This window comes from Ralstonia sp. GX3-BWBA (assembly GCF_003290055.1).
In the GTDB taxonomy this organism is placed as follows: domain Bacteria; phylum Pseudomonadota; class Gammaproteobacteria; order Burkholderiales; family Burkholderiaceae; genus Ralstonia; species Ralstonia holmesii.
In genome coordinates this window covers 561,147-582,771 of the sequence record NZ_QMKS01000024.1, presented here as the reverse complement: position 1 = coordinate 582,771, position 21,625 = coordinate 561,147, and the positions used below count along the sequence as shown (strand labels likewise).

At 62.7% G+C, this 21,625-nt stretch carries 19 protein-coding genes and 2 pseudogenes; 17 read left to right on the top strand and 4 right to left on the bottom strand.

Features of this window, described 5'->3' with window-relative positions; genetic code table 11:
• Positions 1 to 5: 5 nt before the first annotated feature.
• Positions 6 to 803 (top strand): ABC transporter ATP-binding protein, encoded by a 798-nt coding sequence (locus tag DOD19_RS25205; RefSeq protein WP_024978075.1) that lies wholly within the window; start codon positions 6 to 8, stop codon positions 801 to 803.
• Positions 800 to 1,525 (top strand): ABC transporter ATP-binding protein, encoded by a 726-nt coding sequence (locus tag DOD19_RS25200; RefSeq protein ID WP_024978076.1) that lies wholly within the window; start codon positions 800 to 802, stop codon positions 1,523 to 1,525. The genes DOD19_RS25205 and DOD19_RS25200 overlap by 4 nt, the downstream gene beginning before the upstream one ends.
• A 108-nt stretch (positions 1,526 to 1,633) precedes the next feature.
• Here DOD19_RS25200 and DOD19_RS25195 read toward each other — a convergent pair whose 3' ends face one another.
• The gene (locus tag DOD19_RS25195) at positions 1,634 to 2,506 is read right to left on the bottom strand and encodes a LysR family transcriptional regulator (RefSeq protein ID WP_024978077.1); all 873 of its coding nucleotides are present in this window, start codon (positions 2,504 to 2,506) and stop codon (positions 1,634 to 1,636) included.
• Positions 2,507 to 2,711: 205 nt separating this feature from the next.
• Here DOD19_RS25195 and DOD19_RS25190 point away from each other — a divergent pair, with 205 nt between their 5' ends.
• The 8 genes from DOD19_RS25190 to DOD19_RS25155 all read left to right on the top strand — a co-directional run bounded on the left by DOD19_RS25190 (position 2,712) and on the right by DOD19_RS25155 (position 10,637).
• A complete protein-coding gene (locus tag DOD19_RS25190; protein WP_112188862.1) occupies positions 2,712 to 3,710 on the top strand; it encodes a quinone oxidoreductase in 999 nt (332 codons plus the stop codon).
• 127 nt (positions 3,711 to 3,837) lie between these two features.
• Positions 3,838 to 4,155, top strand: a complete 318-nt coding sequence (locus DOD19_RS25185; RefSeq protein ID WP_112188860.1) for a YciI family protein — start codon at positions 3,838 to 3,840, stop codon at positions 4,153 to 4,155.
• 52 nt (positions 4,156 to 4,207) lie between these two features.
• Entirely contained in the window at positions 4,208 to 5,611 is a 1,404-nt protein-coding gene (locus tag DOD19_RS25180) for a ClcB-like voltage-gated chloride channel protein (protein ID WP_112188858.1), read from the top strand.
• 282 nt (positions 5,612 to 5,893) lie between these two features.
• Positions 5,894 to 6,247 (top strand): TonB-dependent receptor plug domain-containing protein, encoded by a 354-nt coding sequence (locus DOD19_RS25175; protein WP_239498102.1) that lies wholly within the window; start codon positions 5,894 to 5,896, stop codon positions 6,245 to 6,247.
• A 135-nt stretch (positions 6,248 to 6,382) separates the two neighbouring features.
• Positions 6,383 to 7,018 (top strand): hypothetical protein, encoded by a 636-nt coding sequence (locus DOD19_RS25170; RefSeq protein ID WP_112188856.1) that lies wholly within the window; start codon positions 6,383 to 6,385, stop codon positions 7,016 to 7,018.
• Complete coding sequence (locus DOD19_RS25165) at positions 7,015 to 9,012, top strand: DDE-type integrase/transposase/recombinase (RefSeq protein ID WP_112188854.1); 1,998 nt, start codon at positions 7,015 to 7,017, stop codon at positions 9,010 to 9,012. Before DOD19_RS25170 ends, DOD19_RS25165 begins: the two co-directional genes overlap by 4 nt.
• 28 nt (positions 9,013 to 9,040) lie before the next feature.
• The gene (locus tag DOD19_RS25160; RefSeq protein WP_112188852.1) at positions 9,041 to 10,018 is read left to right on the top strand and encodes an ATP-binding protein; all 978 of its coding nucleotides are present in this window, start codon (positions 9,041 to 9,043) and stop codon (positions 10,016 to 10,018) included.
• Entirely contained in the window at positions 9,987 to 10,637 is a 651-nt protein-coding gene (locus DOD19_RS25155) for a hypothetical protein (RefSeq protein WP_204360102.1), read from the top strand. The genes DOD19_RS25160 and DOD19_RS25155 overlap by 32 nt, the downstream gene beginning before the upstream one ends.
• 10 nt (positions 10,638 to 10,647) lie before the next feature.
• Here the strand turns inward: DOD19_RS25155 and DOD19_RS25150 are convergent, their stop codons facing one another.
• On the bottom strand, positions 10,648 to 12,321 hold the full coding sequence (locus DOD19_RS25150; protein ID WP_112188850.1) for a site-specific integrase: 1,674 nt from the start codon (positions 12,319 to 12,321) through the stop codon (positions 10,648 to 10,650).
• A gap of 50 nt (positions 12,322 to 12,371) precedes the next feature.
• On the opposite strand from DOD19_RS25150, the pseudogene DOD19_RS25145 reads away from it, so the two are divergent.
• A pseudogene (locus DOD19_RS25145) lies at positions 12,372 to 12,583 on the top strand (hypothetical protein); the annotation flags it as partial.
• A gap of 189 nt (positions 12,584 to 12,772) precedes the next feature.
• On the opposite strand, the gene DOD19_RS25140 reads toward DOD19_RS25145, so the two are convergent.
• Positions 12,773 to 13,471 carry a TetR family transcriptional regulator gene (locus DOD19_RS25140; protein WP_112188848.1) on the bottom strand — a complete coding sequence of 233 codons (699 nt, stop codon included), beginning with the start codon at positions 13,469 to 13,471 and terminating at the stop codon, positions 12,773 to 12,775.
• A gap of 113 nt (positions 13,472 to 13,584) precedes the next feature.
• On the opposite strand from DOD19_RS25140, the gene DOD19_RS25135 reads away from it, so the two are divergent.
• Positions 13,585 to 14,571: a tripartite tricarboxylate transporter substrate binding protein gene (locus DOD19_RS25135; protein ID WP_112188846.1), complete on the top strand. Its 987-nt coding sequence runs from the start codon at positions 13,585 to 13,587 to the stop codon at positions 14,569 to 14,571.
• A 143-nt stretch (positions 14,572 to 14,714) separates the two neighbouring features.
• On the opposite strand, the gene DOD19_RS25130 is transcribed toward DOD19_RS25135, so the two are convergent.
• Positions 14,715 to 15,499 (bottom strand): IS5 family transposase gene (locus DOD19_RS25130; protein ID WP_112188844.1). Its coding sequence is split into 2 segments (ribosomal slippage): positions 14,715 to 15,151 and positions 15,151 to 15,499, totalling 786 coding nucleotides; the frame shifts between segments, so codons are not numbered across the junction.
• A 218-nt stretch (positions 15,500 to 15,717) separates the two neighbouring features.
• On the opposite strand from DOD19_RS25130, the gene DOD19_RS25125 reads away from it, so the two are divergent.
• From DOD19_RS25125 to DOD19_RS25105, 5 genes and pseudogenes are all read left to right on the top strand, one after another.
• On the top strand, positions 15,718 to 16,818 hold the full coding sequence (locus DOD19_RS25125) for a porin (protein ID WP_112188842.1): 1,101 nt from the start codon (positions 15,718 to 15,720) through the stop codon (positions 16,816 to 16,818).
• 379 nt (positions 16,819 to 17,197) lie between these two features.
• Positions 17,198 to 17,323, top strand: a pseudogene (locus DOD19_RS25120) (porin); the annotation flags it as partial.
• Positions 17,324 to 17,445: 122 nt separating this feature from the next.
• Positions 17,446 to 19,167 (top strand): arylsulfatase, encoded by a 1,722-nt coding sequence (locus DOD19_RS25115; protein ID WP_239498101.1) that lies wholly within the window; start codon positions 17,446 to 17,448, stop codon positions 19,165 to 19,167.
• A 29-nt stretch (positions 19,168 to 19,196) separates the two neighbouring features.
• Positions 19,197 to 20,300 (top strand): formylglycine-generating enzyme family protein, encoded by a 1,104-nt coding sequence (locus DOD19_RS25110; RefSeq protein WP_112188840.1) that lies wholly within the window; start codon positions 19,197 to 19,199, stop codon positions 20,298 to 20,300.
• 159 nt (positions 20,301 to 20,459) lie between these two features.
• Positions 20,460 to 21,539 (top strand): porin, encoded by a 1,080-nt coding sequence (locus tag DOD19_RS25105; protein WP_112188838.1) that lies wholly within the window; start codon positions 20,460 to 20,462, stop codon positions 21,537 to 21,539.
• The last annotated feature ends 86 nt before the right edge of the window (positions 21,540 to 21,625 follow it).

Here is a 21,625-nt window from a genome sequence, read left to right as displayed (position 1 = left end):
CCGCCATGCTGAAGCTCACCTCCATTTCCAAACGCTTTGGCGGCCTGTCGGTGCTGCAGGACGTCAACATTGAGGTGCCGCAAGGCACCATCTTCGGCTTGATCGGCCCGAACGGCGCCGGCAAGACGACCGTCTTTAACCTGATCACCGGCCTGCTGGCACCCACGGGCGGCTCGCTCACGTTCAACGGCGAAAATCTCGTCGGCAAGAAGCCGCACCAGATCACGCAGATGGGCATTGCGCGCACGTTCCAGAACATCCGCATCTTCAAGGAGATGACGCTGCTGGAGAACGTTGTGGTGGGCATGCACCGGCATCTGGACTACGGCGCGCCGGGCCTGCTGCTGTCGCTGCCCAAGTACCGTGCTGCTGAGCGCCGCGCGCGCGATCGTGCGCTGGAGCTGCTCTCCTGGGTCAAGCTCGACCACAAGGCGCACGACATTGCCGACAACCTCTCGTACGGCGACCAGCGCAAGCTCGAACTCGCGCGGGCGCTGGCCACCGAACCCAAACTGCTGCTGCTCGACGAGCCCGTCGCCGGCATGAACACGGGCGAGAAGGTCGACCTGATGGCCGAGATCGAAAACATCAAGGCGCGCGGCTACACGATCTTCATGATCGAGCACGACATGCGTTTCGTGATGGGCCTGTGCGAGCGCATTGCGGTGCTCAACTTCGGCCGCATCATCGCCGAAGGGCCGCCCGAAGCAATCCGCAACGATCCGCAAGTCATCGAGGCGTACCTGGGCCGCGATGACGACGATGAAGCGAACGGCGATGCTGCGCAGAAGGAGACGGCATGACCACGTTGCTGGAAGTCAAAGGGCTGGACGTGTCGTACGGGCACATCGCAGCCGTCAAGGGCATCGACTTTGCGCTCAAGGCCGGCGAGATCACCTCGCTGGTGGGCGCAAACGGTGCGGGCAAATCGACCACGCTGCTTGCGCTCTCGGGCCTGATCCCGAAGTCGCAGGGTGATGTGCGCGGCCAGATCCTGTTCGAGGGCGAAGACGTCACGCAGTGGTCTGCCCACAAGCGTGTGGAGCGCGGCATCGTGCAGGTGGCCGAAGGGCGCGCCACGCTCACCACGATGACGGTGCGCGAGAACCTGGAGCTGGGCGCCTACACGCGCAAGGACAAAGGTCAGATCGCCTCCGACCTGGAGCGCGTGTTCCACCTGTTCCCGCGCCTGAAGGAGCGTATCGAGGGTCTGGCGGGCAACCTCTCGGGCGGCGAGCAGCAGATGCTTGCCATCGGCCGCGCATTGATGGCTCGCCCGCGCGTGCTGCTGCTGGATGAACCCTCGATGGGCCTCGCGCCGATCATCGTGCAGGAGATCTTCCGCATCCTGCGCACCATCAATGCCGAAGGTCTGACGATCTTCCTGGTCGAGCAGAACGTGCGCCAAGCATTGAAGATCGCGCAACACGGCTACGTGCTGGAGACCGGCCAGATCGTGCTCGCTGACAGCGGTAAAAACCTGCTGGGCAATCCGCGCGTGCTCGAAGCCTACCTGGGCGGCTGAGCGTTCAGAACGCGCCTCGGCATGCAATATTGTCGAGGCGTAAGAACCGCATATCCATTGGGTTTGCGGTTCATTTTCACCCAAAAGCGTACCCGTTTCTGCGTACGTTCAAAACCCTGCCAACACGTGTCGCTGTGCGTCGAACAGCGCGATCAATGCATCGGCCACGGCCCGCACGCGCGGTGATCGTCGAACGTCGGGGTGGATCACCAACCAGATTTCTCGGTGCAACGCAGGATCGTCGACAGGCAATCGGCGCAAAAGCGTACCCGTTTCTGCGGGCGCGCCAAGCAGGTGAGGCAGCGCTGCAACACCCAGTCCGGCCAGTGTCGCCTGATGCATCGCCGCCAGATCGCTGCAGCGTAAGACCACGCGACGTTCGCCTGCGTAGTTGTCCAGCCAGCGCTGTTGCGGGACGTGGCGCAGGTTTTCGTCGTAGCCGATGAATTCCCACTCTGATTCGGGGCGTGCGAGCACCTCTGCGGTGGCGTACAGGCCGTAGCCGAGGTCGCCCAGCGGCCGTGTCGCCAAGGTAGATGACGTAGGGCGCGACAAGCGCACCGCCAAGTCGGCCTCGTGCGCCATCAGGTTGGCGTTGCGCTTTTCGCCCAGCAGCACGAGGTCGATGCCGGGCCATTGCCGGCGCAGTGCCGCCAGGTTTGGCGCGATGATGTGGCTGGCCACCGTGGGCGGCGCGGAGATACGCACCGTCCCGCGCAAGCTGCCCGCCCCCGCTGCGGCACGTGCAAAGCCGGCGGCCTCCTGCTCCATGCGTTCTGCACGCTCGGCCAGGGCGTTGCCTTCAGCGGTCAGGCGCCAGCCGCGCGGCAGGCGGTCGAACAAGCGCACGCCCAACGATTGCTCCAACGCATCGGCACGCCGCGCTACCGTGGTGTGTTCCACCGCCAGCCGCCGCGCAGCGGCCGACAAGCTGCCCTCGCGCGCCAGCACGAGAAAGTAGCGCACGTCATCCCACTGCAAGGAAGAGGAAGGTTCGGCCGCCGCCGCACGCGCCAGGGCACGTGCATTTTTTGGCCAACCTGGGCTTTTTTGCACAGAAGCTGATCGGTTTTTGTGAATTCCCGGGTGATTCTGAACGGATTACGCTTGTTTCACAACGTGATGAACGCAGTACCCGTCATCGACCAAACCGAAAAGCGCACCCATTTCTGCGAGGACTTTTGCCATGCACGCCAAGGTGATCCAACTGCGCGAACCCGGACCAGCATTGGGTTTGCGGCCCGCCAGCCTGATGTTGCCGCCGCCCGCGCCGAATGCGATGACGGTGCGGCATACCGCCGTCGGCGTGAACTTTGTCGACGTGTATCACCGTGCCGGGTTGTATCCGGTGCCGGCATTCCCGGCGGTGCTCGGGGTGGAGGGTGTCGGCGTGGTGGAAGCCGTGGGTACGGATGTGCGCGGCTTTGTGGTTGGCCAGCGCGTGGCCTGGGCCGGCCTGATGGATGGCGCGCCCGGGGGCTACGCCAGCCATCGCAACATTCCGGCCGAACGGGCGATTGCCTTGCCGGATGCCCTTGATGACCAAACCGTCGCGGCCACATTGGTCCGCGGCATCACTGCGCACATGCTGCTGACGCGGGTACGGCAGATGCGCGCCGGCGATACGTTGCTCGTGCACGCTGCAGCCGGCGGCCTGGGCGTGTTGCTGGTGCAGTGGGCCAAGCGCCAGGGTGCGCGTGTGATCGGCACGGTAGGCAGCGAAGCCAAAGCCGCCGTCGCGCTGGGCCATGGTGCAGACCACGTCGTGTTGCATCGCCAGCAGGACGTGCGCGAAGCCGTGCTGCAGCTCACCGGCGGAGAAGGCGTCGACTACGTGATCGACGGCATCGGCGGCGCCATGCTGCAGACGTCGTTGGCAGTGACGCGGCCATTCGGCATGGTGGCCAGCATCGGTCAGGCGGGCGATGTCGGCAACGCCCAAACGGATGTCGTCGATCTTGCGGCGCTTGGACCGTCGCGCTCGATTGCGCTGGCGCGGCCAGGCGTATTCCGCTACATGGCCGATCTGTCGAACTACCGGATGGGAGCGCAGGCGGCATTGCAGCGCATGCTCGATGGCGTGCGCGTGCCGGTGGGCGGTACCTATGCGCTGGAAGATGCGGCTGCCGCCCACACCGCGCTCGAAGCCGGACAAACCTCGGGCGCACTGCTCTTGCGCCCTTGAGAACCCTGCGCGCCGAAGGGTTTCCGTGCAAAGCGTACCCATTTCTGCGGGACACTCGGCGTCGTTTCTTCACGCTGCCGGGTCTCGCGTTTCGAAGGTTTTACCTCACCTCACAAGGAGCCACCGCATGCTGTACCTGATTCTTTTCAACTACACCGCACCGCTGGAAGCACTCGATCGCGTGCTGCCTGCACACCGCGCGCATCTGGACGCCCACTATGCGAGCGGCCACTTCCTGATGTCGGGGCCGTTCTTCCCACGTGAGGGCGGTGGCATCCTGGCGCGTGCCGAATCCCGTGAAGAAATCGACGCCATTGTTGCGCGCGACCCATTCGTGATCGAAAACCTCGTACAGGCGCGCGTCATTGCCTGGGGCCCGAATCGTCGCAGCGCTGATACACCGCAGGCGTGGTTGCCAGACGCTCTGGTCGCGGCATCGACTTAAAACTGGCGCGGCGCCGCCGCTATCATGTCGATCTGTTCTTGCGCGAATCGACATGACCGACACGCCGCCGCCTCAACCTGATGTGCCGCGCCAGCCATGGTGGCGGCGCGCGACTGCCCGGCTGCCGTTCGGTCGCGAGCATCTTGTGTTCGTGATTGCCGGGGTGATCGGCTGCGCGGGCGCTCTGTCGACGATCCTGTTTCGCGAGTCCCTGCGTCATCTGCAATGGTGGCTCTCGGGTACGGACCAGGGCTTGGTGGCCACGGCGCGCGCGTTGCCGTGGTGGGCGCGCCTGCTGGTGCCGACCGTGGGCGGACTGCTGGCGGGCATTACCTTGCAAGTGGGCCTGAAGTGGATCCCCCGAAAGGGCTCGGAAGACTATATGGAAGCCATTGCCGTGGGCGATGGCGTGCTCAGCGCGCGGCAGAGCTTGGTACGCAGTGTGTCGTCGTTGTGCTCGGTGGCCAGTGGCGCGTCGATCGGGCGCGAAGGGCCGATGGTGCAATTGTCGGCCATGTGCGGCTCGCTGGTCGGCCGCGTGCTGCGGCGCTGGACGCCCGTGCCGGTCGAGCAATTGCGTCTGCTGGTCGCGTGCGGTGCGGCCGCTGGCATCACCTCTGCTTATAACGCGCCTATCTCGGGCGCCGTGTTCGTCTGTGAAATCGTGTTCGGTGTCATCACCACGGCGACACTCGGGCCGCTGCTGGTGGCGGCTGTCACCGCAGACATCGTGGTGCGCCAGTTCTTCGGCTACGGGGCGGTCTACGAGATGCCGCACTTCGATTTTGTTTCCGGCTGGGAAGTGCTGACGTATCTGGGCCTTGGTTTGGCGGCGGGGATGGTGGGGCCGCTGCTGCTGGGTCTGATTGACCGCGCGCGTGATGCGTTTGCACAGACCAAGCTGCCGCTCACGCTGCGATTGGCCGCTGGCGGGTTGATTGTCGGTGCGCTCTCCACGGGCGTGCCCGAGGTCTGGGGTAACGGCTACAGCGTGGTGAATGGCTTCCTGCATGACCCATGGCTGTGGCAGACGGTGGCGCTGGTGCTGATCTGCAAGGTGGTGGCGACGGCGTCGAGCGCGGGCTCGGGCGCGGTGGGTGGTGTGTTCACACCCACGCTGTTCTGTGGCGCGGCGCTGGGTTTGCTGTACGGCACGGGCATGCACGCGCTGCTGCCGGATGCGGCGCCCGTGCCAGTCAGCTACGCGGTGGTCGGCATGGGCGCGTTGCTGGCGGCCACCACGCATGCGCCGCTCATGTCGATCCTGATGATCTTCGAGATGACGCTGTCGTATCAGGTGGTGCTGCCGCTCATGTTGGCGTGCATTACCGGCTATGTGACGGCACATGCGGCGGGCGCGCCGTCGGTGTATGCACGTGCGCTGGCGCGCAATCGTGCAGATGCCGGAGACGATGCGCAGCACCTTCCATCGCCATCAGACAGCACGCAGAAATAGGTACGCTTTGCTGGTTGGGAGGCGCCTGACCACAGATATTCCTGGAGGACAAGCTTGCCAAGTCAGCTAAATCCAAGGAAAAGCGCTCTATAAGCCTCTTCAATTGTGCGTTTCCGGGAACTTTCGGGAGTTATTGCGACAATTTATTGCTGTTGAGAATAGTTATCATTTATATTTGCGTCCGCAATTCGTAGTGCGCTCTCGTGCACGGCGGCGCGGGCGCAGGAGGGCGTTCCGTAGCGGCTGGCACCACTAGAAGAGTGCCGCCGGAGAAACCACGCAATGAACTGCCGCACGCCCGTCGCCAGCGCCCTGTTGGCCCTGTTTGCCACCCCCACCGTCGCACTCGCCCAGCAGGCCACGCTTGCCCAGGCACCCGCCACCGCCACGTTGCCGGAAGCTGTTGTGAAGGGCTCCGCCCCGCGCGACGACTACAACGCCGCCAAAAGCTCCATCTCCAAGCTGCCCGAGAACCTGCGCGATGTGCCGCAATCGGTGACGGTCGTGCCCAAGGCGCTGACCGACGCGCAAGGCGGCAGCTCGCTGGCCGACGCACTGCGCAACGTGCCCGGCATCACCATCGGCGCGGCCGACGTAGAGCGTAATGAAAGTGTCACCGCCTTAGCCGCGTGGTGACACGGGATGGCGCCATTGGATTGACACATTTGCGTCCACTCGCAACGTAATGAGAGTGTCAATTCGCATAAGTCCGTATTAAATCTGCTACTTCGCCTCCTACACTTCGAATCCCATCCGTAAGCCATTGATCTTATGGAAGATTCCGTGCGTATTGCAGGGCCGATGGCACTTGCCCGGCCGCGTGGCGCGCATCGCTTCGAAGCCTTCAGCCCGAAGCTCGCGCGCCGCGTCATGTTCTACTGGCGCCCGTCGGTGGAACTGTGGCTGCTGCTCGAGGCGGATTCGGCAGTGATTTCATTCTGCGAGCGGCCGGGTTATGTGCTGATCGATGGCCGCCGCCGTCTCGCCGAGTTCTGGGTGCGCTATGTAGAGCGCGAGGAACTGATTCTTCTCGACGATTCAGCATCCGCGGATGACACTCAGGCCGCCCGTCACGATCTCGATGGCCAGGCCTTTCCAGTCCGGTGGGTGGCCTCATCAGAACTAGCGGCGGCGCGCATGTGGATCGACAACTGGCAACGCATGCTGCCATACCTGGTTGCCAACCGTGGCCTGGTCGCGCCAACGTTGCCGGAGGCAATTGAGCGTTTTCTGGTCCAGCCTCAACGACTGCTTGCTATCGAGCGCGAGTTCTCGACGGGCGACCCGGTGCTGGTTCGCGCGGCTCTGTTCGGCCTGCTGCACAGTGGTCGGGCCCATGCGCCGGAGCTTCACGTCCAGCCGTTGTCGCTGCTCACGTCGTTCGAGACGACGGGAGCAGCGACATGAACCGTCGCAAGCCGGAGTTCCAGTCCATCGACATGAGCGCCTGGCCGACGGTGGCCTACACGGAATTCGACGAGGTGGCGCGACGTGCGTTCGAAAGACACCGCCAGGCCCTGGAGCGCTATGCGGCCGGGGAGCCGATCAAAGCAATCGAGCAGTCGACAGGCGTGAACCGCAGGCAATTGTACCGCTGGCTCGCGCGGGCCATGCTGCAGCATCCGGATGGCAGACCGGTCGGTTTTCGTGCGCTGGTCCGCTACCTGCGCATCGCGGAATACGTGCGGATACGCGACGTGCAGGTGCGCTGCGAGCGTGGGAGTTGTGGGACGGCGGGGGCCCTGACACAGCTTCTCGAGCGTTATCCCGCCTTGTCGGGCTGGTTGCTGCTCCAAGTGAGGCAACGCAAGGTTTTGCTCGAGCAGATCCACACGGATGGGGGCTTGCGAACCCGACTGCGCGGCCTGCAGACGCTGCATGACGAGTTCCTGCGGCAGTGTCGATCCGTGGGGCTGACGGCAGCCGACTACCCCTTCAACACGGCGGGGCACGCGATCCGCTCGCTGTCGCGGCGTTTGAAGGCGGAATTGCTGCGCAGCTTCGGTACCGCGGCCCGTGCAGCCGGGGCATCGCACCTCAAGGGCTTGCCACACCCACGAGAAGGGACGTCCCCTGCCGCAACTCGCCCATACCAGGTTGTCGAGTTCGACGGTCACCGGCTCGACATCCGGCTCAAAGTGGTCGTCCGCGATCCGCTCGGTTTTGAACACGAATTCGAGATGGAGCGGGTCTGGCTGCTCGTGATCATCGATGTGTGTACGCGCGCGGTCCTCGGCTATCACATTGCGTTGGCCAGGGAATACAGCCGTTACGATGTCGTTAAGACCATCGAGAACGCACTCGAGCCGCATCGTCCGCGAAGTTTCACGATCCCTGGCCTTGCGTACGGTCTCCAGGATAGCTTTCCGTCGCAACGACTGCCGGAATTGGCGTATGCGACCTGGGAGACGATGAAGCTCGATAACGCTAAGGCGAACCTCGCCAATGAGACGTTGACGGCGTTGTGCGAGTTCATTGGCTGCATCGCCGACGCCGGGCCGAAATACAGTCCCGACGAGCGTCCGTACATCGAGCGGTTTTTCGGCACGATCGCCAGCCGTCTGTCCTCGCGCCTGCCAGGTTACACGGGCGCCCACCCGCGCGATGTGCGTCGGGCACTTTCCGACCCAAAGGGTGACCTGCGCCTGTACGTGTCGATCAGCGAGCTGGAGGAGCTGGTCGAGTACGCCATCGCCGGATACAACGGCACGCCGCACAGCGGCCTGAACAACGCGACGCCGCTCGAAGCGATCGAGCATTTCGTGCGCGGCAGGGGAACGCTGGTGACATGGCTGGCCGAGCAGCACCGCCGCACGCTCTGCCTGATGCAGTCGGCTCGGCGGTGCCGGGTGCGGGCCTATCTCGACCAGGGTGTGCGCCCGCATATCAACCTGCACGGCGTGCGCTATACCAATGGTGTGCTCGCGACCAGCACGCATCTGATTGGACATCAACTGCTGATCTACATGAACGCGGATGATCTGCGCAGCGTGCGGGCGTTCCTTGCCGACGGGACCGAGCTGGGCATACTTGATGCGCAAGGGGCGTGGCGGGTGGTACCGCACAACCTCAAGTTGCGTCAGGAAATTCGCCGGCAAGCGGGCAAGCGGCGCCGCCACTCCGCCGTCGCTGTCAATCCGATTGAGACCTACGTGAAGGAAAAGGTCGCGCAGGCGAAGAAGACCCGCAAGGCTGCCACCGAGTTGGCCCATGTGATGCGCCTGCTCGCGGCGGCGCCGACCACACGCACGCCCCCTGGCCCACCTCGGCCGACCGAGAAGCCACCAACGGCGGCGCAATCTGCCCCTCCCTCGGTGGACGTCACGTCAGCAGACGAGTCTACGCCCCGCCCGACGGCACGGGCGCGAAAGCTTTCCATCGGCACCGGCCAGGTTTTCTAATCCCGTCGTCCTTGTCAGGAGGTGCATCATGTCGCTTCAGGTTCCGCGTCCGATTGGTCCATCGCTGCACCCGCTCGCCACCGGGAACTATAGGATCGCCACGCCGGCGATCGAGACCTTCTATGAACTCGTCGAGCGGTGCCTCCGCTACCGGATCATGGGGGCGCTGATCTATGGGCCATCGCGCATCGGCAAGACCCGGGCGATCGAGTATGTACGGCTGTTGCTGGCACGCAACCACCCGAAGATGACCACCTACCACGCGCAGTGCGAGCACAAGCCGCGCCATGCCGAGGGACCGTTCTTTGCGAACCTGCTGGCCGCTGTGGGGGATCCGGAGCCGAACGCGGGTGGTAATCCGTCCAAGCGGATGCGCCTGTCCCTGAGAATCCGGGAGGCGGCCGCACGCGCCGGCAGCGGTACCGTCCTGCTATTCTGTGACGAGGCGCAGCGTTACAACGAGAACGAGTATGAATGGCTGCGTGACGTGCATGATGCGCTCGATCGGCAGCAAATCAAGCTTTTCACCTTTCTGGTGGGCCAGCAGGAACTCCTCGCACAGAAGACTGCCCTGCAGATCGCGGGGAAGACGCAGATTGTGGCCCGGCTCATGGTCGATGAGCTGTCGTTCTATGGCATCCGAAATGCCGAGGATGTGGCGACGTGCCTGAACGGTTACGACCAGACCGCGTACCCGGAGGGTAGCGCCTGGAGCTTCACGCGCTTCTATGTCCCGCAGGCCTTCGATAGTGGGTATCGATTGGTGAGCGATGCGGACACCTTGTGGCAGGCCTTTGAAGCGGCGCATAACAAGGCGAGCCTGCCGGGGCGGTTGGCTATCCCGATGGAATCGTTTGCGCGTGCCGTCGAGATCCTGCTGAAGGAGAGCGAGATCCGGGATGCGCCCGGATACTGCCCCGAGTCGTCCCTGTGGGGCTACGCTGTGCAGCACTGCGGTTACGTGCAGTCCCGTCATGCTACCGGCCATGTGCTCGTCGCCGCCTAGGGACCTGCGCCTCGCGCGGCCGAGCTTTCCGATCCTCACGCTTGACGAGGGCCGGTTGACGCCCTCGCTGGGATACCTCTTTAACAGGAGGTGGATTGAGCCCTACGAGTCGCTCGTCTCCATCCTGTGGAAGTTCGAAAAGGCAAACGCTTTGCCCGGGCATGTCGTGGCGCGGCTGTTGGGCGCCGATATCGACCCGTACGAGGGTGTCGTGCCGCAGCTCGGAATGATTGACCTGCGCCGACTGCACCATACCCTTGCCGTACCGATCAGGACACTGCGTATTGCGCTCATACAGCCCACCCAGCGACGGCGCTACAGCAGTGTCTTCCGACACTGTCATCAGTGCATGCTGGACGGCTATCACAGCGTCCTCCATCAAATTGAGAACGTCAACACCTGTCCCGCGCATCGCCGGCCGCTGGAGACCGCTTGCCGGCGCTGCGGCTATGAGGCACCGCTTCTGGTCAACATCCGGCTTCTGGAATCCCCCTATCGCTGCGCCCATTGCCATGCAAGCTATGGCGGTGAACGATGGTCCCCTGAAGATACTCGACCGATGAAAGCTGAGGCCCGCAAGTCGATCACGCGACGATACTTTGCGCTACATTTCGGATAGCGATGCAGTATCAAGGGGGGAATGCCTGACCGAACTGCCGTGCCCGTTTGACATCATCGGTGTGCAGGTAGATGGATGTGGTCGAAATGGATGCATGACGCAGGTTGTCGCGCACGGCGCTCAGTTCCACGCCTCGCGCGAGGGCGTGCGTCGCGTGGGTGTGCCGCATCCAGTGCGGCGTGGCCCGGTGCAACTTTTCGGCCAGGGCCGGATGATCGTCGCCGATGATATCGGCTGCGAGGGCGAAGAACCGACGCATGATCTCCCACAGGCGCAGCGGCGTGATGCCGGCATCCGCGTCGTCCAGACTGCAGATCAAGGGCGTGGCCGGTTCCCAGCGGGCACGGCTGACGGGCAGGCTCCGCTCCTGCAGATGACGATCCAGCGCCACGCGCGCCAGCGGTGTCAGGGTGACCCTGGCGGGCTTGCCGCCTTTGCCAACGAGATGCAGCCAGTGATCGCCCGCGGCATCGACCTCAACATTGCGCAGCGTGGCGTTGGCCAGTTCGCTGATCCGCAGTCCGGTCGCATAGCCAAGGTCCAGCAGGAAGCGCAGCCGCTGCGCGGCCGGGACTTGCCAGCCGTAAGACCATTCGAGCCCGTTGGCAATGGTGCGCACCAGCAGCCACTCCCCCTCGGTGAAGGCATGCGTAGTCTCGACGGCCATGGCGCGCTGGCTGCCGCGCACCTTGATGCCGGCAAAGGGGTTGGCCACGACATAGCGCTGCTCGATCAGCCAGCGGAACATGGCACTAAGCACGGCGAGCGCATGAGCCACCGAGCGGGGCGACAGGTTGTCGACGAACGGGCGCCAATCCGAGGCCGTGCGCGGACGCGGCGGACCGACCCACCGCTCACGCGGCGCCGGCTTGCGCAAGAACGCCCGGTATTCGGTCGCATCCTTGGTGGTCAGCGACGACAGGGCCTTGCCCCGCGTGACGATGGCCCACAGGACCAGGCGCTCGGCCTCCTTGCGGTAGGCGCGCTGGGTGGCCGGGGACTCATGCAGCCCAAGCCAGGCCTGGATGGCGTCATCGTCATTGTCCACGCCGAGAATGCAGGTCGCCGCCGGCGCGCGGAAGGCGCCGGCCGAGCCGTCGACATCGTGAGGTAGCCGCAGTTGTTCCCAGGGCGTCACGATCGGCGGTGACTCCGCGACGATCAGGGCACGCGCCCGCGCGGTCAGCGCCGGGTGCGCGGCGAAGAAGGCTTCGATCTTGCGGGCGCTGGCGGGGCCGAGTCCCGGGATGGCGGTCCACCATTGCCGCCGGCGCGGAATCCGCACGGTAAGGTCGCTCAAGGTCCGCATGCCGACGGCGTGCAGCACGCGGACCACTCGCTCCGGCAGCCACAGCGCGATAGCGTCGGCGATCTGCGGCGTGGGGACCGGCATCGCGCGCAGCAGCTCGACGGCTTGGGTGACAGCCCTGGCATGACGGCTGCGTTGATCGGCGGGGCACCGGAACAGCGCCGCCAGGTCGGGACGCTGGCGGTGAATGGCGTACAAGGCCAGCTGCTGGCACACCTGGCCGATGATGCTGCGGGCCGATTGGCCATGGCTGAGGCGATCGCGCAGGTAGCGCTCCGCGACTTGCCGCGACGAGGCGCCCTCGTACCAGGCGCGCAGCGCCGCAAGGGCAGCGGTGTCCGGGAAGCCTTCCGGCGTGGGCAGGTGTCGGGGCATTTCGACGAAAGCGAGTTTCGTACCGAAATGATAGTACAAGGATAATAAAGCTTATCTCTATACCAAGCTACGGGCAGCCGGAGAAGGCTGCGATCTTCGCCTACGAAAAGGGTAAGGCGCCACGATGGACTATGAATCGCTGGCACCCGCGCGCCGGGTGATGTTCTTCCTCGCCAACGACGCCTTTATCAACCTGTCGAAACCGGGCCTCATGCTGTTCGATGCGGCGGTGGACTGGGCCGTGGCCAGCCCGCAGCCCTAGATTTCTATATTGGCGGAAATAGTGCGCACCATTGGCGGAAATAACGTTCTGCAACACCAAATAAACAGTCGGGGCGCCTGACGAAATCGACCTCTGGAACGTTCGCACGCTCTCATCTTGCCAGTAGTAATCTTGGTATTCTCTCATTGCGCGAAGTAAAATTTCTCTTCACGCCAACCCCGCGTCGTTTCAGCGAATTGCGCGGCCGGGGGCCGGCGGCGCCATCTCGGTACCGACCTGCAGCCCCCCCGCGAACAGATCGCGCAGCAGCGCGACGTAGCGCTCCGTCAATTGTTCCATGTCGGCATCTTGGCCGTACAGTTCGCGCAGCAGCGGCCTGGCCGCAACAAAGAATTCAGACGCGCCTACCATGGCGATATGCAGCAAGCGCGGATCCACGGGGCGCAACGGCTTCCCACTTCGATCGTGCAGCAGGGCCAAGGTCAGCCTGAGCCCATTTGCACCCATCTGCGCGAGGATCTCGCCGCCCTCGTCTGGCTCGGCATATATTCTGTCTAGTACCAGACGGTGGAAATTGGGATTCGCATCGACCAGCTTGATCATGCCCTGCAGTCGCTTCTCGAGCTTATCTTCCAACGTGGCCTCGGAATCCATTGCCTGTTGCATAACGTCCTGCTCCCGACCGACAAGCGTGCGCGCAACTTCGCGCAGCAACCCGTTCTTCGACCCGAAGTAATACCTGACTAGAGCAGGATGGACTTGCGCGCGCGCGGCCACGTCCACCATCGTCATGGCTTCGGGGCGAACGGTTCGCAAAACTTCAATCGCTGCTGCGAGTAGAGCGTCCTTGCCAACTCTGACTGTTGCGTCGGGACGCCCTTGCTGTCGTTCGCGTTTCTTGCGGGCGCCAAGTGACTTTGCCGTCATTAACTATGCCTTTCTGATTCAAAAGATGGACATGCCAATTCTCGCAGATCTATAATTCGTTCGTGAGTGAATTAAAGATCCGCAACTTCCGCCCCCACGTATCGGACCATCCCATGAAGAACTCGCGCTTACACTTCGCCCTAATTGCAACAGTCTGCGCAACCGCCGCTGCATGCCAGCCCGCCTTGGCGCAAGGCGGATACCCGACCAAGCCGGTCACCATTGTTGTCGCCTATCCCGCTGGCGGCGACGCGGACGCTCTGGCACGGCTAATCGCGGACAAGCTCAGCGCGCGAGTTGGCCAGCCGGTTTTGGTTGACAACCGCCCTGGGGCCAGCGGCATCATCGGTACTGCGCACGTTGCCAAGGCGGCGCCCGACGGCTATACATTGCTGCTGGCGCCCAGCACGTTCAGCATCGCGCAGTTTGTGGTCACAACGTCGCCTGGCACGCGCTACGACGTCATGAATGGCTTTACGCCGATTATTCAGACCGGCAGTCAATCACTGGCACTGATTGCCGGGCCCGGTACCACCGCGAAGACGGTACCTGACATCATCGCCAAGGCTCGCTTGTCCGGCGGATTGGGATATGCAACACCCGGCAGCGGGTCGCCCATGCATATTGCCGGGGAGTTGTTCAACAAAGCCGCCGGCATCAAGCTAAACCACGTTCCATATAAGGGGGTCGCACCCGCGATCAACGACGTCCTTGGCGGGCATGTACCGATTACCTTCATTACGCTGGGGCCAGTCTTGCCTTACCTGTCTACCGGGAAACTGGTCCCGGTCGCCCTCGCCGATTCTGAGCGCTCACCACTCGCGCCGAATGTACCTACCCTGCGCGAGCTTGGCTACAAGGACACTGAAGTAAAGGCATGGACCGGGCTGTTCGGCCCGCGCGGGCTGCCGCGTCCTGTGGTCGACGTGCTGAACATGCAGGTCAATGCCATCCTGAAGGATCCGGACACCGTTGCGAAATTGGCAGCGATCGGCATGCTCCCAGCGGGCGGTAAGCCGGAGCAGCTCGAGAAGATAAACGCAGCAGACTTCAGCCGCTACGGCAAGTTGATCCAGGAGCTGAACATTCGCGCGGAGTGATGCCGTGCATCGCCGTCCTCGCCGGGTTTAGTGAACCCGTGAACTGCCGGCGGGTGTTCAAGCGATGGACCAGTAAGTATCCCGGCGATTTTCGTGCCTAAGAACTCATTTCAAAATGAACTCTCCTCACGCTGAAGGGTGCGCTAGCAAATGAGGCAACAAGCCAGCTTGAGGAGAGCTTCGTGAATGTCGGCGCGCCGCTCGAAGCGGGTGCGCAGACGACGGAATGCATGCAGCCAGGCATGAGTTCGCTCGACGACCCAACGGACCTTCCCGAGTCCACTGCAGTGAGGCTGGCCACGCGGGGCGATCAAGGTCGGGATGCCGGCAGCATGAAGCGGTCGACGATATTTGTCGTGGTCGCAGGCGCGGTCAGCGTCGATCCGACCTGGCTTGCGCAAGGGACGGCCTCGGCATCCCCGGATAGCGGGAATCGCTTCAACCAGGGGCAGGAGCTGGGTAATGCCGTTGCGGTTCGCGCCGGTCAGGATGCCCGCGATTGGCGTGCCGTTGGCGTCGGTGGCGACGTGGTGCTTGGAACCGGGTCGCGCACGATCGGTGGGGCTCGGTCCCGTTTTTGGCTCGCCCCAACCGCTCGAACTGAAGAGGAGTCGATGATGACGCGCGAGAAATCGATGCGATCCGCTGCACGTAGCTTTGCCAACAAGATCTCGTGCAGGCGATCCCATACCCCCGCGCTTTGCCAGTCGTGTAGCCGGCGCCAGCAACTGACGCCAGAGCCGCAGCCCATTTCGCTGGGCAGTTCGTTCCAGCGAATGCCACTTCTCAGCACAAACAGGATGCCGGTCAATGCGGCCCGATCCGACACCGGCATGCGACCCGGATACCGGAATCGCCGCGGCTTGGCCGGAGGCAGAAGCGGTTCGATCAGTGCCCACAATTCGTCATCGATGATTGGCTTTCCCATCTCCTCTGTCCTGTTGTCACTACGGACGAGGTTAACAGGTTCGTCTTGCGGTTAACAGTACCCAACTTCTCTTTTTGAAACAGTCTCTAAGACGTGACGAGGCGTCGCAGACATGACGCCGGTCTTAGCCGTTCCTGAGCGCTTTCGCAAATGGGTACTCGCAGATTCCTGCGATCCAAAGAAATCGAATAGAAAAAATACAAAGAAGGAGATATCAGATGGCGTTTGCACGCTTTGCTGCGGCTTCTGCGGGCATGCTCGCAATTTTCCCCATGCTGGCCTCGGCGCAGTCGGTCACGCTTTATGGCGTGGTCGACACCGGCGTCGAATATGTGAGCAACGTTGGTGTCAATGGCAACGGCCTGGTGCGCGTCCCCAACAACACCGCGACGGTCCCGTCGCGCTGGGGACTGCGCGGTACCGAAGACCTGGGCGGCGACCTGAAGACCATCTTCGTGCTGGAGTCGGGCTTCTCGCCTGACTCGGGCACCTCCAACCAAGGCGGCCGCCTGTTCGGGCGGCAGGCGCTGGTCGGCTTGACCAACCAGTATGGGCAGCTGTCGTTCGGTCGCCAGTACACGATGCTGTTCTGGGCCACGCTCGACAGCGATACCCTGGGCCCCAACGTATACGGCTCGGGCTCGCTGGACAGCTACCTGCCCAACGCCCGCGTCGACAACGCGGTGTCATACAGGGCCAACTTCAGCGGCTTTGTTGTCGGCGCCACCTACAGCTTCGGTCGCGACACGGTCAATGCCGGCCCGAGCCCGGCCGGCACCAACTGCGCCGGCGAGAACCCGGCTGACAAGAAGGCCTGCCGCGAGTGGTCGGCCATGATCGGCTATGACAGCAAGACCTGGGGCGTGACCGCCGCGTACGACTCGCTGCGCGGCGGCCCCGGCGCCTTCGGCGGCCTGACCAATAGCAACCTGACCGACGATCGCCTGGCGGTCGGCGGCTACTTGCTGCTGTCGCGCACCAAGATCGGCGCCGGCTGGATCCGCCGCGACAACGAAGGCAGCCGGACCCCGATCAGCGACCTGTACTACGCCGGCGTGTCCCATGACATCACGCCCGCGGTCAACCTGGCCGGCCAGGTCTACTTCCTGAACTATCACGGCAGCGACAACCAGGCCAAGCTTTTTACGCTGCGTGCAATGTACAGCTTCAGCAAGCGCACTTCGGTGTATGCCACCGCCGGCTTCATCAACAACGGCGGCCAGCTTGCGATGTCGGTGAGCGGCGGCTCGCCCGGTTCGAACCCGCGTCCGGGCGAGAACCAGTGGGGCTCTATGGTCGGCATCAAGCACATTTTCTAAAGCCGAGAATCCTGTCGCTCACACTGGACTTGTTGAAGATCGCGGTTCATGCGAGCCGTGAAGGAGAGCGTGCAAATGTTGGGGAAGCCGTTTTCGTCAGGCGGCCAAACTTTTCGCGAGCATCTCACGGCTTAATTTGTTCGGTGACCGGTGCCAGTACGGCGATGATGGCCCGTTGGATTGACTGTGGCGCGAGACCGCGAGCTCAAGCGCCGAGATGCGGTTGGGTGTGAGTTCTGCCCTACGCGTTTCCTATGTAGTTCAGTGTTTTACCAGAAAGCACAAGAAAGTGGCGGCAGCCCTCATACCGTTGCCGGCGGAAGCGCTCAAAGAGCCCCCATCGAGCCCACAAGACAGAACTAGGAGAAGGAAACGGTAGATGAAGATCGGAAAGATTGCGGCGGGCCTGCTCGCTGCCGCGCCCCTGCTGGCTGGTGCCCAGTCGTCCGTCACCATGTTTGGCGTGGTGGGCACTGGCGTCGAATACGTGAGGAACGTTGGCGCCACCATCGATCCACCGCGAGCGGTGCTTCCTCGCTTTGGTACAAGTTGTGGACATGACACCGCTCTTTGCGCCAAGCAGGGCGCGCGGCTTGGTTATGCGTTGTATTTTGACAAGGAGACAAGGTGAAAAGCAAATTCGTTCTGCTGGCAATCACGACCGCGCTTGCGCATGGTGCTGCAATGGCCGCAGCTCAATCAGGGACCCATCGCGACCCGAACATCCTCGTGATTCTGGCCGATGACATGGGCTTCAATGATATCGAGCCCTTCGGACAGTCGATCATCAAGACCCCGACGCTCAAGGCGCTGGCAAATGAGGGCATGCGCTTCACCAACTTTCACGTGCATGCCGCATGTGCGCCGACCCGCGCGCAAATGCTTACTGGCGTCGACAATCACTTGGCCGGCATGGGTGCAATGGGCAAGTACCACACGCCGGAGATGGAGAAGTACCCTGGCAACTATATTGGGGCTATGAACGACCGGGTCAAGACGTTCGCCGAGGTCCTCAAGGACCGTGGTTATGCGACCTTCATGTCCGGCAAATGGCATCTGGGCGGCAAAGACGAGTATTTGCCCCCGGCAAAGGGGTTCGAGAAGTCGTTCGTGCTGCTCGATGGTGGCGGTAGTCACTGGGACGGAAGAGGTTTGCTTGCGCTTGCACCGAAGTCCCGGTTCATGGAAGACGGCAAGCATGTCGACCGCGCCACAGGAGAGTTTTCCTCCGACTTATACACGGACAAGTTCTTGTCTTACATGAAAGAGGCTCAGGCGGCAGGCAAGCCCTTCCTGGGCTACTTGGCGTTCCAAGCTGTCCACGATCCCCTGCACGCGCCGGCTGACTACATCAAGAAGTATCGGGGCAAGTTCGCCGACGGTTACGACAAGCACCGGCAGGAGCTGTTTGCGAACATGAAGCGGCTCGGCGTGATCCCGGCGGGGACGAAGATGGGGGATCCTGCGCTGCTGTTCAAGCCCTGGGCAGAGCTTTCCGCCGAGGAGCGCAAGGAGCAGGAACGCCTGATGGAAATCTACGCAGGCATGCTTGACAACCTGGATGCCAACATCGGCCGCGTGGTTGCCGAGCTCAAACGATCCGGCGCCTACGACAACACCGTCATTTTCTTCTTTTCGGACAATGGCCCATCGGCAGCCTACATGGGGCTCTATCCCGGGAACGCGGACGGCAAGTGGATTCAGAAAGAGTTCGATACGTCGTTTGACAACTTGGGCGCGCCCAAGTCCTTTGCGGGATTGGGGCCGGGCTGGGCGTATGCGAGTTCTGCACCGTTCAAGCTGTTCAAGATGTTCCTGACGGAAGGAGGCACCATCTCGCCCCTGATTGTCAAGGCACCAATGGTCAAGAAGCCCGGCTCGCTCAATGATTCCTTCCTGGCCGTAGAGGACATCTTCCCGACTGTGCTGGAACTGGCCAAGGCCGAACGGGGTTCGACGCGCAACGGTGTTCCGCTTGAGCCCCTGAAGGGCAAGTCCTTTGTTCATGTCATCGATGGCACGGCAAAGGCAGCGCGCAACGGCAACTTCGAGCGCGGCGAGGAACTGTTCGGCAATAAGGCCTATCGGCAGGGCAAGTGGAAGATCAGTTGGCTGCCCAAGCCTTATGGGGAGGAGCGCTGGCAATTGTTCGATACCCAGGAAGACCGAGGTGAGACGCAGGACCTGGCAGCACAACACCCGGAACTGGTCGCGGCCATGGTGAGCAAGTATGGAAAGTGGGCCCAGGAGAACAAGGTGGTCAATTGGGACTATCAGAACCTCGCCAATCTGTTCGATTACTTTGACTGGCGCAAAGGAATTCCGAAGCAAATCGTGGATCGGGACTAGAAAGGCAAAATCCGAGATCGGGGAAACCAATGAAACGAGTTGCCTTCCTGCACGGCTGTGCCGTCCTTCTGACACTGGCTGTGGGTGCCGGACTGTATGTCGCGTTCAGGCCGAGCGAACTCAAGGCCGGCCAAATTGGCGATGGCGTCATTGGGCCCGCTGGCATGGTCTGGATTCCTGCTGGCGATTTTCAGATGGGCAGCAGCAGCGCACGGGCGCGTCAGAACGAGCGTCCGGCGCACACTGTCCGACTTGCGGGATTCTGGATGGACCGGTTCCACGTGACGAACAGGGAATTTTCCGCCTTCGTGCGTGAGACCGGCTACGTCACTACGGCCGAACGGCGACCCATGTGGGAGTCGCTGCAAGCACAACTCCCGCCTGGCACGCCGAGGCCTGCAGACTCGATGCTCGTGCCGGGAGGTGTCGTGTTCGTTGGAACGAGCAAGCCGGTCTCGCTGGGGGATTATTCGAAGTGGTGGCGCTACGTGCCCGGCGCGAACTGGCGGCACCCCAACGGACCGGGTTCGAGCATTGAGGGCCAGGACGATCACCCGGTCGTTCAAGTGTCGTACGTGGATGTACTCGCCTACGCAAAATGGATCGGAAAGCGTCTACCCACCGAAGCGGAGTGGGAGTACGCGGCCAGGGGGGGCTTGGACCAGGCGACGTATGCCTGGGGGGAACGGTTCAAGCCAAGAGGCGAGGACATGGGAAAGACCTGGGATGATGCCGGGGCGCCGTTTCCAGTCCAATCGCAGACGCCAAAAGTACACCCTGGCACGGCGCCCGTCGGTTCGTTCCCGGCAAATGGTTACAACCTGCATGACATGGCCGGCAACGCTTGGCAGTGGGTGGCCGACTGGTACCGGGCCGATGCGTTTGGCCGCCAAGCCACCACGGCAACGGACGTAGTCAATCCGACCGGACCGACCGACTCCTTCGATCCCGAGGGCATTCGCGTCGATGCCCCGAAGCGGGTGATCCGTGGCGGCTCCTTCCTGTGCAGTGAGGCCTATTGCGAAGGGTATCGGGTCAGCGCGCGACAGGGTCAGGATCCCGACAGCAGTTCCTCAAACGTCGGCTTCCGCCTGGTCATCAGCGCCAGCGCATGGCGCGCAGGAAAGCCTTGAGTCTGTCCTGCATGGGTTGGCAGCCGTGACGATGCCGGCCGCAAGCCATTGGACGGCTTGACGCCGATCGAGAAGTCCAACGCGGCCGCAACACCGAGCAACGAGAAGAACGCTGTCCCTTTTTGAAGGGACCGAATAGAAACAACGGAGGAGATCAATTTGAACAAGGAACGACAAACATGTTGTGCCCTTTATGGTGGGGCTCGCAGCACGCCTCGGGACTTACGAAACCCGCAGTCGATGGTGAGGTGGTATGCGCTGGCGATCATCGCACTGCCTTGCACAGCCCTTGCAACTAGCGCACAGCTATACGGCCTTGCGGATGCATATGTCGGGGTTACCCATCTCAGTGGGCAGCGTTCTGCAATTGGCGTGGAAAGTGGTGGTCTGCAGGCGTCCTTCTGGGGGATGACAGGGAGCGAAGACCTGGGTGCCGGGCTCACGGCAAACTACCGCCTCGAGGGATATTTCCAAACGGACACGGGTGCCAACGGGCGTTCGCCCACCGATGGCCTGTTCGCCCGAAACGCCTACGTAGGATTGGAGAATGGCTTTGGCGAAGTTCGCCTCGGCCGGCTCGCCAATCCGACTTTTCTGACCTCCGTGCTCTTTGATGTGTTCTCCGGGTCGACCAGATTTTCGCCGATCGTGGGCGTACTGTGGGCGCCTCAGCAAGGCCGATACATTGCTGGCGACACCGTATGGAACAACGCGCTGGGTTACTACTCTCCGAATTTCGCCGGGGTTTCCTTCCGCGGCTTGTATAGCCTTGGCGAGCAAGCGGGTACGAACTCGCAGAACAATGCTGTCGGTATGCTTCTCTATGAGCGCGGGCCATTGTCGGCGAGTCTCGCCATCCAGAGGACCCGGCTCGGCCCCGGGCTTCCCGCGGGAAGCTGGGCGCAGACTGCAATGGTCGGAGGCTTGTCCTATGACTTCAAGGCCGTCAAGCTGCTGACCGAGTATGCCCACACCAGCACGAGTGGTGCCTCGACGTCGACCGATACGCTGCAAGTGGGTGCACAGATTCCGGCCGGCAGCGGAAAGATCCTGGTCTCTGCGGTGTCTTCGCGCGTGCGCGGCGATGCCGTGCCGAACTATCGTCGCCACGGACTTGCCGGCGGTTATGACTACGCCCTGTCGAAGCGGACGGACCTATACGTTGTGACGATGTTCGACAAGGTGACCGGAAAGGGCAGCGGCACCAGCCTTGCGCTGGGCATGCGCCAGAAGTTTTAATGCGAATTTCAAGCCGATCAGGAATTAGACATGCAAATCGACTGGGCGCAATCACTCACTGCCAAGTAACCGGAAATCCTCAACGG